This is a genomic window from Comamonas sp. Y33R10-2 (genome assembly GCF_019355935.1).
In the GTDB taxonomy this organism is placed as follows: Bacteria; Pseudomonadota; Gammaproteobacteria; order Burkholderiales; family Burkholderiaceae_C; genus Comamonas.
Map to the genome: position 1 here is coordinate 144,053 of NZ_CP079925.1, position 12,841 is coordinate 156,893.

Consider the following 12,841-nt stretch of genomic DNA (forward strand, 5'->3'; position numbering starts at 1 on the left):
AAGGTCTGCCATGACTTCCCGCCACGCCCACTCTCTGTCTTCCTCGGGCCGCTGCTATCTGGTGGGTGCTGGGCCGGGTGACCCGGAATTGCTCACCATCAAGGCTTTCAAGCTGATTCAGAGCGCTACGCTGCTGCTGGTTGACGATCTGGTTTCTGCTGAAATCGTCAAGCTCGCCAGTCCCAAGACCCGCGTGATTGCCGTGGGCAAGCGCGGTGGGCGCGAAAGTACATCGCAGGAGTTCATTGAAAAGCTGATGATCATGGCCGCGCGTCAGGGAGAGATTGTGGTGCGACTCAAAGGCGGCGATCCCTTCATCTTTGGCCGAGGGGGTGAAGAAGTTGAACATCTGCGCGCTACAGGTGTGCAGGTGGAAGTGGTCAATGGCATTACAGCGGGGCTGGCGGCAGCCACCAGTCTGGGCGTGTCACTCACCCACCGCGATCATGCGCATGGCGTGGTGTTTGTGACGGGTCACCCCAAACCCGGTGGTGTGCAAAACGACTGGCGCCAGCTGGCTCAGACTGCTCACGTAGTGGGCTTGACGCTGGTGGTCTACATGGGCGTGAGTTCTGTGCCGCATATTCAGGCCGAGCTACTGGCCGGTGGCCTGCCCGCCAGCACGCCTGTGGCGCTGGTGCAAAGTGCCAGCCTGCCTACGCAGCAGCAGGTCGTCACGCAGCTGGGGGATATGTCCACAGCGCTTGTCAGCAGCGGTTTGGGGAGCCCGTGCGTCTTTGTGATTGGGCAAGTCGTCAAACAGGCGGCAGTGAGTCAGTTTGAGCTTGGAGCATGGCTAGGAGAGGTGGAGCCGCGCCGCGCTGTCGGGGTGTGAGTGGCTGGAAAGCGTTGGCATTTTCAAGAACCCGTGAACGCAATAAGCAATTGCCAACGTCCCGCACTTGTCATGAGGCGCTAGCATGTGTAGCTAGAATTTTTACGCCCTGAACATTCACCACGCCCGGCCCCGCACATCTGCAGGGGGATGAGGGTCGGCACACCGAGATAAGTGATGAGCACTGCATACCCCGATACCCAGCTTTTGATTGATGGACAGTGGCAGGCAGCTGCCAGCGGCAAGGCGATTGATGTGCGCAACCCGGCATCGGGCGAAGTCATCGGTCGCGTGGCGCATGCCGATATTCCTGACTTGGACCGCGCACTCGCCGCTGCGGACAAGGGCTTTCAGGTATGGCGCAAGGTGTCTGCGCATGAGCGCGGTGCCATCATGCGCCGTGCGGCGGCGCTGCTCAAAGAGCGTGCTGACGAGATCGCGGCGCTGCTGACGCAGGAGCAGGGCAAGCCGCTGGCCGAGGCAAAGGGCGAGATCATTGCCGGTGCCGGCATCATTGAATGGTTTGCGGACGAGGCTCTGCGCATCTATGGCCGCATCGTGCCCTCGCGCCGCCCTGAGCAGCAGCAACTGGTGATCAAGGAGCCTGTGGGCCCGGTAGCGGCTTTTACTCCCTGGAACTTCCCGGTCAACCAGATCGTGCGCAAGATTGGCGCGGCGCTGGCCTCGGGCTGCTCCTTTTTGTGCAAGGCACCTGAAGAAACGCCGGCCTCGCCCGCAGCGCTGCTCAAGTGCTTTGTGGATGCGGGCATTCCCGCCGGTGTGGTGGGTCTGGTCTATGGCGACCCGGCCCAGATCTCGTCATATCTGATTGCCAGCCCGGTAATCCGTAAAGTGACGTTCACCGGCTCTACCGCCGTGGGCAAGCAGCTGGCGGCGCTGGCCGGCCAGCACATGAAGCGCAGCACCATGGAACTGGGCGGACATGCACCCGTGATCGTGGCCGAGGATGCTGATGTGGCGCTGGCCGTCAAGGCCGCAGGTGCTGCCAAGTTCCGCAACGCGGGGCAGGTCTGCATCTCGCCCACGCGTTTTTTGGTGCACAACAGCGTGCGCGAGGAGTTCACCCGCGCCATGGTGGCCCATGCCGAGGCGCTGAAGGTGGGCAATGGTCTGGAGCAAGGAATCCAGATGGGCCCATTGGCCAACCCGCGCCGCGTAACAGCGCTGACCCAGTTGATTCAAAACGCAGAGCATAGTGGTGCCAAGCTGCTGACCGGCGGCGCATCGTTTGGCGATGCCGGTAACTACTTTGCCCCTACGGTGCTGTCTGATGTACCTTTGACGGCTGATATCTTCAATCAGGAGCCCTTTGGTCCCGTAGCGGCGATTCGCGGCTTTGACAAGATTGAAGACGCTATTCAAGAGGCCAATCGCCTGTCGTATGGCTTGGCTGCCTATGCCTTTACGCGCTCGCTCAAGACATCACACCAGCTGGCGCAGGATGTGGAAGCAGGCATGTTGTGGATCAATCAGCCTGCGCTGCCATCGGCCGAACTGCCGTTTGGCGGCATCAAGGATTCAGGCTATGGCTCAGAAGGTGGGCCTGAGGCGCTGGAGGCTTATCTGGTTTCCAAGGCTGTGGCTATTAGCTGCGTGTAACCCCCTGAGGCGCTTTGCGCCTTCCCCTTTTCTCTACGCGCTGCGCGCTATGGAAGGGGGACGACGCCATCGCCGCGAGGCGGCTCTTGCTTGGCATCTCTGAGTTGGCGCATGCCTAATTTTAGTTCGTGCTCCCATAAAAAACCGCTGTGTTTGCAGCGGCTTTTTTTATGGGCGATGGTGCTCAGCTCGTCAGGCAATCTTGGCGGTGCTGGCAAAAAAGCGCTGATGCTCGCCAATGTCCTGCGCGGCGAGTTGCAGTTGCAGGGCTTGCTCGGGTTGGCGTTGCTCTATGCGTGCTGCGACGCCTGTCAGCAAAGGAATGGCCTTGGCGGGGGCGGTTGGCAGTTGCTGCAATCTTTGTAGCGCACTGCGCGCGCCGCGTAAGGTGCTTTCGGATAGCAATCTATCTTCCTCCAAAGCGTGGAGTATGAGCACAGCCTTGCCTACGCGCAGAGCGGCCAAGCCACAGTCAGCGGCCTCTTGTGCGGCGCTGATGCTGATTTTTTCAGAGGTGCGCACAAGTCGCAGCAGGCGGTGATAGAGGCGGGCGCGCATCACCCGCACATTAAGGGTGTGCAGCGGCGTAGCGGCCATGTCTTGCAGCTCATGAACCATCATGGCGCGCAGACCTGCGATTTTTCCTTGCACGGTCACTGGCAAGATAAAATGGTAAGCGAACCAGCCAGCCAGCGGGCCTGTAACGATGGCAAAAGCCATGGATAGCGAATTCCCGTAGTCCAGCTGATAAGGGAAGTGCGGCCATAGCGCCAGCAATATCACCATATTGCAGTCAAAGCCAGACAAAGCGGTTCGGTGGTGGCTGAACAGCAGTGCGCCGATGAGGATGAAGGGCATCATCATCAGCACCATCTGCAATTGGCTGCTGGCAAACGGCCAAAAAAACCATTGGCAGGCCAGTGCAACGCCAGCGCCCATGGCTTGACCGGCAATGACAAAGCGCATGGTGAAGACCGGGTTTTCGAAGGATGAAAACACAGTCACCATGATGGACAGGCCCAGCAGCATGAAAGCGCCGCCCTGCCAGCCTGTCAACGCCCAAACCAAACCCACTAAAAAAATGGCACTAAAAGCGCGCAGCATGGCGCGGCGGGCGCCTACCCAGTCGCTGTGTAGCACCACGGGAAACTGGCGGGCGCGGTGGTTGGCTGGCAGGGGCAGGTCGCTGGCAGCCACAAAGTGAGCTTGCAGGGCAATGCCAAGATTGCCCAGAATTTCTTGCGCATGACCCCATCCAGCAGCCGCTTCTTGGGCGCTGGCAAGCGCATCAATCGCCGCAAGTGGCGCGGGCTGGGTCTCCAGCAGGTGAGCGGCTTGTTCCAGGGCCTGTGCTATGGTTTGGGCTTGCTCCGCAGTGAATGCAGGGGTGATGGTTTTGCCCGTGCAGTCACGCAGCCAGAGAAGTGCCGAGATTTGCGTATTGATCAGGCGACGCAGCGCACGCACGGCCCGACGCGAGCGTGTGGAGCCAGCGGCATGCAGGTCTAGCCCTTCTTCAATGGCGGCCATGGCGGATAGGCGCTCAGCCAGATCCTTGGGGCCGAGCACACCTTTGCCATGCGCGGCGGCCTGCGATGCGGCTTTCAATGCAGCCATTGACGCAGTGGCAATGTCACGCAACAAACGAGCGCAGAGGCGACGCACTTTGTCGTCACCGGGGATCTCAGCACTCACGGGTGTGAACAACCAGCCCACGATGAGTGCGACTACCACGCCGGTGAGCGCGGTAAACAAACGGTCCCAGCCCAGCTCATATACAAAGGTGGGATTGCCTCCGTCTAGCAGGGCCACCATAGAGGCTGAATAGCCCGCCAGCATGGTGCCGTAAGAGGTAAAGCTGCGTTGCAGATTGCCCAGTCCGGCGCAAACGCCAATCCATATAGCCAGCCCGGTGACGAGCCAGAGCAAGTCGCCATTCGCCACAAGTACCAGCACGACACCGGCGGCTGTGCCAATGAGGGTTCCAAAAAGGCGGAAAAAACTTTTTTCCAGCAACTGCCCGCGCAATGGTTGCGATGCAGCCCAAACTGTCATTCCTGCCCATTGCGGGTGTTGCAATCCCACTACCCAAGCCAAAAACACGGCAATACAGACGGCAAATGCCGTGCGCAAATGCAGACGCAGGCGAGCGCTATCAAAGCCCCAGCGGGTGGCGTTTTCTAACAAGCGGTCATAGGCAGCAACGCTCATGCACCCTCTCCCGCTTCAGGATGGAGTTGCGCGCAGCGCTGTGCGTGCATGGTTTCGATACGAGACTGAATCTTTTGGACGCTGCCCAGCATCGTCTCGATCTCGGAGTCATTCAAGTCCTGCAGCAAGCTGCGTTCGGCTTCCAGCATGGTGGCGCGAATGTTATCCACAGCCGCGTTGCCATCCGCGGTGAGAAAGATGCGTTTGCTGCGACGATCAGCCACATCGGCTCTGCGCTCAAGCCAGCCCTTACCTTCCAAAATGTCCAGCAGACGAACCAGAGTGGAGCCATCCAAACCCACGCGCTCGGCCAGCTCCTTTTGCGTGACGCCATCCCCCCAAGCTCGCAGGTGCAAAAGCGGCGTCCAAGTGGCATCGGTCAGGCCATTGGCGGCGAGTTGCTCCTCGACAAAGCGGCGCCATTGGCGAGTCAACGTGACCATCAAAAAACCCAGACGGTCGCGGGCGGGGGCATTGGCAAAAGACATGGCTGAATTTTGCTTCTTATTCAATTAATTTGTAGTTCAATCTAATTGAGTCTGCATTTATTTATAGGGTATTCCCTTGGTTCCCGCGCTGATGCTTAAAAGTAAGTGGGAATCCATAGATTCAAAAACAGACCTGCGCCAAGTAGCCAGGCGAAGAGGGTCAGAGCCAAAATCAAGGGCTTGACGCCCGCAGATCGAACGGCGTGAATGTGGGTTGTGAGCCCTAAAGCGGCCATGGCCATTGTCAGCAGCGCGTTGTCCAGTTGAATGCCAACACTGACAACGGCTTGAGGCAATACGCCCAAAGAATTGATGCCGGTCATCGCTACAAAGCCCAAAGCAAACCAAGGGATGGTGATCTTGCCGCGTGCTTGGCCATCGCTGACCGCTTCTCGGCGTTCTCTGCGCGAAAGCCAGATTGAGAGCAGTAGTAGAAAAGGAGCCAGCATCATCACGCGCACCATCTTGGAGATGACGGCGGTATCAGCGGCTTCACGCCCCACCGCCTCACCGGCAGCCACAACCTGCGCTACTTCATGAACTGTAGAGCCAACGAACATGCCGTATTGCTGGGCGCTGATGTTGATCCAGCCGTACTCTGCATTCCAGTGAAAAAGCGCAGGGTAGATAAAGGTCGCCAAAGTGCCGAACACCACCACGGTGGCGACGGCCACCGCTACATCTTCGGCGCGAGCCTTGGCGACAGGCTCAGTGGCCAGGACAGCCGCCGCGCCGCAGATCGATGCACCTGCACCGACGAGCAGCGTAGTGCGCCGGTCCATACCTAGCAGTTTCTGCCCGGCCCACTGCGCTAGCAAAAAAGTGCTGCCAAGCACCAGCGCGTCAATCACCACGGCTGCCATGCCGACTTGCCCCATATCCTGAAACGTCAAGCGCAGGCCGTAGAGCACGATGCCAGTGCGCAGCAGACGGTTTTTAGAAAAAGCAATTCCGCTGGCGCATGGTTGGGCGATGAAGGGGTAAACGGTGTTGCCAATCACCAGGCCGGTGAGGATGGCCAGCGTCAGCGCGCTCAAGCCGTTGTTTTTGAGGAAGGGCAACTGCGCCGCCCAAGTAGCCGCAATAGCAATCGCGCCAGCGAGCAATAGACCGGGCAGCAAGCTGCCTGCTCTGCTGAGCCAGTCTTGTGAGGGGGTGGGGTTTTTGAGTGTTGCAGTGTTCATCGTGACCTTTGGCTGGAAGAGAAAAACAGCTTCATCTGTCAGCTTGTGCTCACTTTAGATTTGTTGCTTATATTTGTATAACGAATAGTTTTTGTAAGATCAATCGATGAAACAGGTAATGGTTCAAAAAAATGCTGCACCTCACCCTTCGTCAGTTTGAGATTTTTTGTGCCGTAGCCCAAAGCGGCACGACGGTTGCTGCTGCACAAGCTATAGCGCTTTCTCAGTCCGCCACCAGTGCGGCACTGCAGCAGCTTGAAGCGGGTTTGGGCGTGCTACTTTTTGAGCGCGTGGGCAAGCGTTTGGTACTTAATGATGCGGGCCGAGCTCTGTTGCCGCAGGCTCTGGCGGTACTCGATCAGGCGCGCGATATTGAGCAGGCCTTCTCTGCCAAAACGGCCAACATGCCGGTTCGCCTGCGTGTTGCAGCTAGCACCACCATAGGCACTTACGCCCTGCCGCAAGTGTTGGCGCGGCTGGCGGTATCTCACCCGCTGGTGCGGGTGGATTTGCAAATTGCCAATACGCAAGAAGTGGGTGAGGCCGTGCTGGCCATGGATGTGGACATGGGCTTGATTGAAGGGAGTAGCCATTGGGCTGGGCTGGATGTGCAGCCGTGGCTGCGCGACGAACTAGTCATCGTCGCATCGCCCAGAGATCCGCTGGCTCAGCAGGCCAAACTCAAACCACTGGGCGTAGCCGCACTGCGCAAAGCCCAATGGCTGCTGCGCGAGCCGGGATCGGGCACGCGTGAGATGGTGGAGCATGCACTGCTACCGCATCTGCACCAATTGCCCGCAGCAGCCACCCTGGGTAGCTCTGAAGCCATCGCCCGTTGTGTGGAGCAAGGTTTGGGAGTTAGCTGCTTGTCACGCGTGCTGGTGCAGTCGCAGCTTCAAGCCCAAGTGCTGGAGGTTTTGCCCACCACCTTGCCGCGCCTGTGGCGCAATTTTTCGCTGGTGCAGCGTGCGGGTAAAAGGCGCTCTCCTGCCTTGCAAGCCTTTGTAGATGCTTGCAATGCGCAAGTTTTGAGCGCTTAAGAGCCACGAAAACAGCCTTTGATAGGTTGTTGCTTTGACTCGTTTTAAACGTCAATGCAAACGAAAACCTTCAGTTTTCTGGGTTGTGTTGACTGCTCTAAGCCACAAAGCAAACTATGCCCGCCATCGATTTAATTGCGATGGTTTTGGCTTTTGAGTAGCATTTTTGCCCCTATATTGGATGCAACAAGTCTGTTGCAGGCAATGCAGCGCTAGACCCTGAAAGCAGGGAGGAACACTATGAAAACCATCGACGAAATGCTGCACCTGGACCTGCTAACGCAAGAGCAGCACCTGCAGATCAGCAATTGGATTGATGGTGCACCATCTCCAGAAGCTATTTTGCAAATGCCTGCGCCCCTGTGGCAGGCGGTTGAGCGCGCCAGTCAGGCCATGGGCGTGGATGCTGATTTGCAACGCCCGCCTGCGTTAGATGCTGACGGAATAACGCTCGGCCAATAAGGCGTAAAAATTCTGAGTCAGGCACATGCCTGTGTGCTTTGTGAGCGATTGAGGAATAAAAATCACCGTGTGAATGAGGTCACAGGAATTGGCAAACTAGGTGCTTGCCATAGATATGTCTCACTCAAAACATTGCGCTCTGAAGCAGGCTCGCTCCAATGTATGCCGAGTAAATCGGCCACTGTCCACGCTGCCCAGTCCGCGCGAAATGGCCTGTCTGTGACCCCTTCAGGTAGCGCCTTTGAGGTTGAGTCTTGCCAGAGGATTGCCGGTATGCGGTAGCCAGCCTCTGTGCTTTTACTGTGCCCTGCATGATTTTTGACATGTCCGACCTCTTGTCCATGGTCTGACAAATAGATCCATGCAAGCCTTTGCCCGGGGCGATTGATGGATTGGGTCAGGCGAAGCGCTTGCGCGCTGACATGGTCGTTGTAAAGCAGCGCAGAATCGTAGTCTTGGCGTAGGCTGCGAATCCATGAGGAGATGCCTTTTTCCTTCATGGAGGTATCGATGATGTCCGCAGCCGCATCAAAAGAGATCTGTTCCTTTGGATAGCGCAATTTGTAGTGGGGATGAGCACCCTGCATGTGAACGACGATGAACTTGCGTTCAGTCGATGTTTCAAGTGCTTCTTTGAGTTCGTCTAGCATTTCCCCATCGAGCGAGAGGCTGGAGCGCCCCGGGATTCGATTGATCATTTGCACCGTGTCTGCAAGTTGCGCATGCTGCTGATCGATGGCTATGTCATCGTGATTACTGATCCACCAAACTTTGTAGCCTGAGGCTTTTGCCAGTGCAATCAAGTGATGTGAGTCCCTTGAGTCAGGGGCTCCAAAACTAAAGAAGTTGCGTAACGCGGGGAGGGTGCTTGCATCAACAGACCATGCATTGCGCAGCACCGTCATCTGTGATCCCGAGGCCTGCTGAAGCGCTTGAAGCTGAGGCGTTGTTTGCCTTGGGTACCCGTATAGGGAAAGGTTGTCTCGATTAATGCTTTCACTGAGCATGAGCACTACAGTGGATGGCCCGTCATGATCGAGGCTAGGTTTTGCATCCATTGCTCGGGCTAGCAATCGGCTGCGCTCTTTATGCTGGTCAGCCAAGCGGCTGTTTAAGTTCTGTACAGTTTCAGTCCATTTATTCCAGAAGATGACTGGATGAAAACGTCGCCAAGACTTGCTTGAGTATGCGAGGACACATACCAAAAGTAGTATCAAAGACAGTACCGCTAGTCTTCGCTCTTGCACCTTTGATGTCGACGTGCTCAAGCCGGAAATACGCCATACAAGAAACGCCGCTAAAACCAAGACACCGCTGATAAGCAAAAAACTGGGCCAGTGCATTGATAGATATTCAGAGCTTTCACGCCAGTTCGTATTGGCCATGGCTGAGAGAACCATCATGCCGTCTGGTGGTGTCTGATACAGCTCTAGTAAGTAAGAGCGAGTGGCACCATCCAATGCAAAAAGCATGACCCATGAACAAGCCAGCAAGCGCCGTAACTTCAGTTGAACAGGGCTGCTGATCGGCCAAGCCAGCCATATGAGCGCAGGCATCATGAGAGTGAACAACTGAGCAATGCGCCGGCCGTCGTATCCCAGGATGATGAAAAACAGACCAATTGCTGCTAAAGCCAATAGTGCTGGCCAAGAGGCGCGCACTTTGTAAGCTGTGAGGGGCTCATTGCGGAAAGTTTTTTGCTGCAAAGTGTTCAATAGCCTAAAGTTCGGCTTTTTCAGGAAAGCATTTCTCAATCAAAACCAGCACAGCCTGCTCTGGTTTTTACTTTACCGGGATAGGTGTGCTGCGCGGCACGGGTACGGCGGCGACGCTGTTTTGTGGCGAGCCTTCAATGACGCGATCTGAATACGTCATATAGACCAGCGCATTGCGCTTGGTGTCCACCATGCGCACCACGCGCAGGCGTTTGAACAGCAGCGAGGTGCGTTCGGTAAACACATCTTCTTGCTGCTTGAGTGGTGTGGGGAACTGAATATCGCCTGTGGACTGGCAGGCGATAGAGGCTTCAGAGCGGTCTTCGGCCAGACCCAAGCCTCCCTTGATGCCGCCAGTCTTGGCACGCGAGACATAGCAAGTCACGCCCGGAACCTTGGGGTCATCATAGGCATCGACCACGATTTTGTGATCTGGGCCAATCCATTTAAAGACGGTGTCCACAGCGCCAATTTGCTCGGCATGGCTCATGCCAACAAAGGCCATGGTGCCAATAGCAGCGGCGCCCGTAAAAAGGGCAGCGGAGAGCAATTTCGTAATAGTTCGCATGGCGTATGGGTTAACCCGTGTTAAATCGCTGGGCATTGTGCCCTATGCGCATCGTAGAGCAAGTGTGGTGACGACAATGGAGGTCTGCGGTTAGGGCTCATAAACGCAGCCCCGTCTTTGGGCATAGACAGCGCAACTGGCTCACAGCCGGTGTCTGCGCCTCGCCTCTGAGCCAATCCCTTGCTGGATTGAGACTGCTACTGCGGCAGCCGCTTTTTTCACGTTGTTATGTTCATGCCGAGCTTTATGGGCTGCGGCTGTTTTTTATGTCGGCTTCTGCTCCCATTCCAGCTTCTGCCTCTGCCTCTGCCTCTGCATCCGCTTCCGCTTCCGCTTCCGCTTCCGCGCCATCGACAGGTTTAAGCGCTTCTTCCTTGCTGCTGATGGCCCTGGCTTGCGGCCTGTGCTCTGGCGGCAATTACTTCAATCAGCCTTTGCTTCACTCGATTGCTCAGCATTTTGAAGTGAGTGAATCTGCTGCCGCCACCAGCGTGACGCTGGCGCAAGTGGCCTATGCCTGCGGTTTGCTGCTGCTGGCCCCATTGGGCGACAAGTTGCAGCGCCGGGGATTGGCCGTCACCCTAATGTTGCTGGCAGCGGTGGCCCAAGCGTTGTGCGGCTTTGCCTCCAGCCTGCCTATGTTTTTATGGGGGACTTTGCTGGCGGGCTTGTTCTCTGTAGCCGCGCAGGTGCTGGTGCCTATGGCTGCCATGTTGGCACTGCCCGGGCAAAGCGGGCGTGCTGTGGGCTGGGTGATGAGCGGGCTGCTACTGGGCATTTTGTTGGCGCGCAGCGTGGCGGGCATCGTCTCGGATGCCTGGGGCTGGCAGGCCGTATACCAAGGTGCTGCGGTGGTGATGGCGGTGGTGGCACTGTGGCTGTGGAAGGCATTGCCCGCGTCGCGCAACCCCAGTCCTGTGAGTTATCCACAAGTGCTTCGAAGCATGTGGAGCTTGCTGCGAACTCAGCCGGGCCTGCGTCAGCGCACGCTGGTGAGCGCATTGGCTTTTGCATCATGCAGCGTGTTGTTCTCCACCATGGCGCTGCAACTATCTAGTGGGCCGCTGGGTTTGAATGATGGGCAGATAGGGCTTATCGGTTTAGCGGGTGCTGCGGGTGCATTGGTGGCAACGCAAGCAGGGCGTTTGGTGGATAAAGGCTTAGGCCGCGTAAGTTGCGCCATTGGTGCGCTGGCGCTTTTGCTTGCATGGCCAATGTTGTGGGTGGGTGGAGCTAACTTAGGTTGGTTTGTGCTGGGTATGGTAGTGATTGATCTGGGCCTGCAATGCTTGAACATCACCAACCAAGCTACCGTGGCGCAACTGCTTCCTATCGCTCGTGGCCGCATGAATGCGGTTTACATGACGGGTTACTTCATCGGCGCAGCTGCGGGTTCAGCATTGGGTTCGTTGGCGTGGAGCATCAACGGCTGGCAGGGCGCTTGCGCACTGGGTATGGCGCTGGCGTTGCTTGCGGGACTGTGCACTTTCAAGATGCGCAAGACTCACATGTTGATTGCCGCTTAAGAGTCATCAGCCCCTTTGATTTACTCAGTGTTGCCCTTGGCGCGGCGAATTTCCTGCTTGAGCAAGTCCAGCAGCTCGTCTCGAATGGTGGCTTTGATGTGATTGGGGAAGAACAGCGCTGTGCTGCCATTGATGCGCATTTCTTTGCCGTCTTCGCTGTAGTCCAACGTACGTTCGTCCGCCTCGGCCAGAGGTATGCGTAACGGATCTTCCATCAAGTCTTTGCTATAGATCGCTTTCCCCGTCAGGGCCGTGCCATAAGGGCCTCCGAACAAGGGAAAGTCCACCAGCGCGAGATGCAGGGTTTCACCATCGGGAATGCGAAATTTGGCGCTGACCTTGCCGAGCTTTTTGGCATCACCAGCCACATTCCCCGCCAGAAGATTGCCGCTGATTCCGTGCTGGCTGACAAACTGGGCCACATCTATGGGCTTGGCCTCAATGCGTCGCAAAGTAGCATGACTCTGGTGATAGTTCAGAACGGCGGCTATCACGGTTTGCAAAAAGCTCAGAACCTGCTGCTGCTGAGTGGCCACATCGGAGTTCTCCAGCTTGGCCCAGTCTTTCCAAGTCTGAAACTGTTTCCCCAACTGCTGCACAAAGCTGGGCACATCTTGCGCAGAGCCAGGTAGCGCGAAGGCTCGTGGTAGAGGTGCTTGGCTCAGAACGCTGAAGTCATCTTGCAGATAGACCGCCTGATCGGTCAATAAAAAGCCTTGTGAAAGTCGGTTGCCGGTAAAACGAGTGGCTATGTGGTAACCCAGAAACAGAAGCGGCACTTCTTCACCGACCAAGGGCTTGGGTAATAGCAGTTGCACATAAGCTTTTTCGAAGACTTCGGGCGCGTCTTCGTATTGAGCATGGTTTTGCTGGTCAGGCAGAAATATGGAGTGGCTCAAAACAGGCTCTGCCGAAGTGGCAAGCGAATCCACCAAACTTCGCAGCGCTTGTGCGTGCTGCTGAGTTGTTAAGGGAAGCTCGCTAATGTAGTTTTGCCAGGGCATTGCTTCAGTGCTCATGCTTGCTTTCCGGTTCTAGATGGCGATCGTGTGTCCTTGATAATAACCAATGGCTATTAAATAATTAATTCCTATATAAATTTACTTCAATCAATTGAGAGCGCTGATTCGGTGCAGCTTGTGTATTCACAGGTACTGAGCCGCAGAGCAGGCCATGGCCCCGCTTTGCGGCG

At 56.7% G+C, this 12,841-nt stretch carries 11 protein-coding genes; 5 read left to right on the plus strand and 6 right to left on the minus strand.

Features of this window, described 5'->3' with window-relative positions:
* Nucleotides 1–10 precede the first annotated feature (10 nt).
* Together cobA and KUF54_RS00555 are read left to right on the plus strand one after the other, a co-directional pair.
* On the plus strand, nucleotides 11–835 hold the full coding sequence (gene cobA / locus KUF54_RS00550; protein WP_219344274.1) for a uroporphyrinogen-III C-methyltransferase: 825 nt from the start codon (nucleotides 11–13) through the stop codon (nucleotides 833–835).
* 177 nt (nucleotides 836–1,012) lie between these two features.
* The gene (locus tag KUF54_RS00555; RefSeq protein ID WP_219344276.1) at nucleotides 1,013–2,455 is read left to right on the plus strand and encodes an NAD-dependent succinate-semialdehyde dehydrogenase; all 1,443 of its coding nucleotides are present in this window, start codon (nucleotides 1,013–1,015) and stop codon (nucleotides 2,453–2,455) included.
* A gap of 192 nt (nucleotides 2,456–2,647) precedes the next feature.
* Here the strand turns inward: KUF54_RS00555 and KUF54_RS00560 are convergent, their stop codons facing one another.
* The 3 genes from KUF54_RS00560 to KUF54_RS00570 all read right to left on the minus strand — a co-directional run bounded on the left by KUF54_RS00560 (nucleotide 2,648) and on the right by KUF54_RS00570 (nucleotide 6,338).
* Nucleotides 2,648–4,666 carry an FUSC family protein gene (locus tag KUF54_RS00560; RefSeq protein ID WP_219344278.1) on the minus strand — a complete coding sequence of 673 codons (2,019 nt, stop codon included), beginning with the start codon at nucleotides 4,664–4,666 and terminating at the stop codon, nucleotides 2,648–2,650.
* Entirely contained in the window at nucleotides 4,663–5,154 is a 492-nt protein-coding gene (locus KUF54_RS00565) for a MarR family winged helix-turn-helix transcriptional regulator (RefSeq protein WP_219344280.1), read from the minus strand. The genes KUF54_RS00560 and KUF54_RS00565 overlap by 4 nt, the downstream gene beginning before the upstream one ends.
* A 95-nt stretch (nucleotides 5,155–5,249) precedes the next feature.
* Complete coding sequence (locus KUF54_RS00570) at nucleotides 5,250–6,338, minus strand: YeiH family protein (RefSeq protein WP_219344282.1); 1,089 nt, start codon at nucleotides 6,336–6,338, stop codon at nucleotides 5,250–5,252.
* 131 nt (nucleotides 6,339–6,469) lie between these two features.
* Between KUF54_RS00570 and KUF54_RS00575 the strand changes: the two genes are divergently transcribed.
* Nucleotides 6,470–7,378 (plus strand): LysR family transcriptional regulator, encoded by a 909-nt coding sequence (locus KUF54_RS00575; RefSeq protein WP_219344284.1) that lies wholly within the window; start codon nucleotides 6,470–6,472, stop codon nucleotides 7,376–7,378.
* A gap of 240 nt (nucleotides 7,379–7,618) precedes the next feature.
* On the plus strand, nucleotides 7,619–7,840 hold the full coding sequence (locus KUF54_RS00580; protein ID WP_219344286.1) for a hypothetical protein: 222 nt from the start codon (nucleotides 7,619–7,621) through the stop codon (nucleotides 7,838–7,840).
* A gap of 62 nt (nucleotides 7,841–7,902) precedes the next feature.
* On the opposite strand, the gene KUF54_RS00585 is transcribed toward KUF54_RS00580, so the two are convergent.
* Both KUF54_RS00585 and KUF54_RS00590 read right to left on the minus strand, forming a co-directional pair.
* Complete coding sequence (locus tag KUF54_RS00585; RefSeq protein WP_255576203.1) at nucleotides 7,903–9,555, minus strand: phosphoethanolamine transferase; 1,653 nt, start codon at nucleotides 9,553–9,555, stop codon at nucleotides 7,903–7,905.
* A gap of 67 nt (nucleotides 9,556–9,622) precedes the next feature.
* Nucleotides 9,623–10,123 carry a CreA family protein gene (locus KUF54_RS00590; protein ID WP_219344288.1) on the minus strand — a complete coding sequence of 167 codons (501 nt, stop codon included), beginning with the start codon at nucleotides 10,121–10,123 and terminating at the stop codon, nucleotides 9,623–9,625.
* A 383-nt stretch (nucleotides 10,124–10,506) separates the two neighbouring features.
* Here KUF54_RS00590 and KUF54_RS00595 point away from each other — a divergent pair, with 383 nt between their 5' ends.
* Nucleotides 10,507–11,649, plus strand: a complete 1,143-nt coding sequence (locus KUF54_RS00595) for an MFS transporter (RefSeq protein WP_219346210.1) — start codon at nucleotides 10,507–10,509, stop codon at nucleotides 11,647–11,649.
* Between the two features lie 20 nt (nucleotides 11,650–11,669).
* Here KUF54_RS00595 and KUF54_RS00600 read toward each other — a convergent pair whose 3' ends face one another.
* Nucleotides 11,670–12,668: a hypothetical protein gene (locus KUF54_RS00600; protein WP_219344290.1), complete on the minus strand. Its 999-nt coding sequence runs from the start codon at nucleotides 12,666–12,668 to the stop codon at nucleotides 11,670–11,672.
* Between the last annotated feature and the right edge of the window lie 173 nt (nucleotides 12,669–12,841).

Excerpts from the sequence above, each read along its gene's own strand:
- KUF54_RS00565 (WP_219344280.1), bottom strand. The coding sequence starts at position 5,154 with ATGTCTTTTGCCAATGCCCCCGCCCGCGACCGTCTGGGTTTTTTGATG.
- KUF54_RS00575 (WP_219344284.1), top strand. The coding sequence starts at position 6,470 with ATGCTGCACCTCACCCTTCGTCAGTTTGAGATTTTTTGTGCCGTAGCC.
- KUF54_RS00555 (WP_219344276.1), top strand. The coding sequence starts at position 1,013 with ATGAGCACTGCATACCCCGATACCCAGCTTTTGATTGATGGACAGTGG.
- KUF54_RS00560 (WP_219344278.1), bottom strand. The coding sequence starts at position 4,666 with ATGAGCGTTGCTGCCTATGACCGCTTGTTAGAAAACGCCACCCGCTGG.
- KUF54_RS00595 (WP_219346210.1), top strand. The coding sequence starts at position 10,507 with ATGGCCCTGGCTTGCGGCCTGTGCTCTGGCGGCAATTACTTCAATCAG.
- cobA (WP_219344274.1), top strand. The coding sequence starts at position 11 with ATGACTTCCCGCCACGCCCACTCTCTGTCTTCCTCGGGCCGCTGCTAT.
- KUF54_RS00570 (WP_219344282.1), bottom strand. The coding sequence starts at position 6,338 with ATGAACACTGCAACACTCAAAAACCCCACCCCCTCACAAGACTGGCTC.
- KUF54_RS00600 (WP_219344290.1), bottom strand. The coding sequence starts at position 12,668 with ATGAGCACTGAAGCAATGCCCTGGCAAAACTACATTAGCGAGCTTCCC.
- KUF54_RS00580 (WP_219344286.1), top strand. The coding sequence starts at position 7,619 with ATGAAAACCATCGACGAAATGCTGCACCTGGACCTGCTAACGCAAGAG.
- KUF54_RS00590 (WP_219344288.1), bottom strand. The coding sequence starts at position 10,123 with ATGCGAACTATTACGAAATTGCTCTCCGCTGCCCTTTTTACGGGCGCC.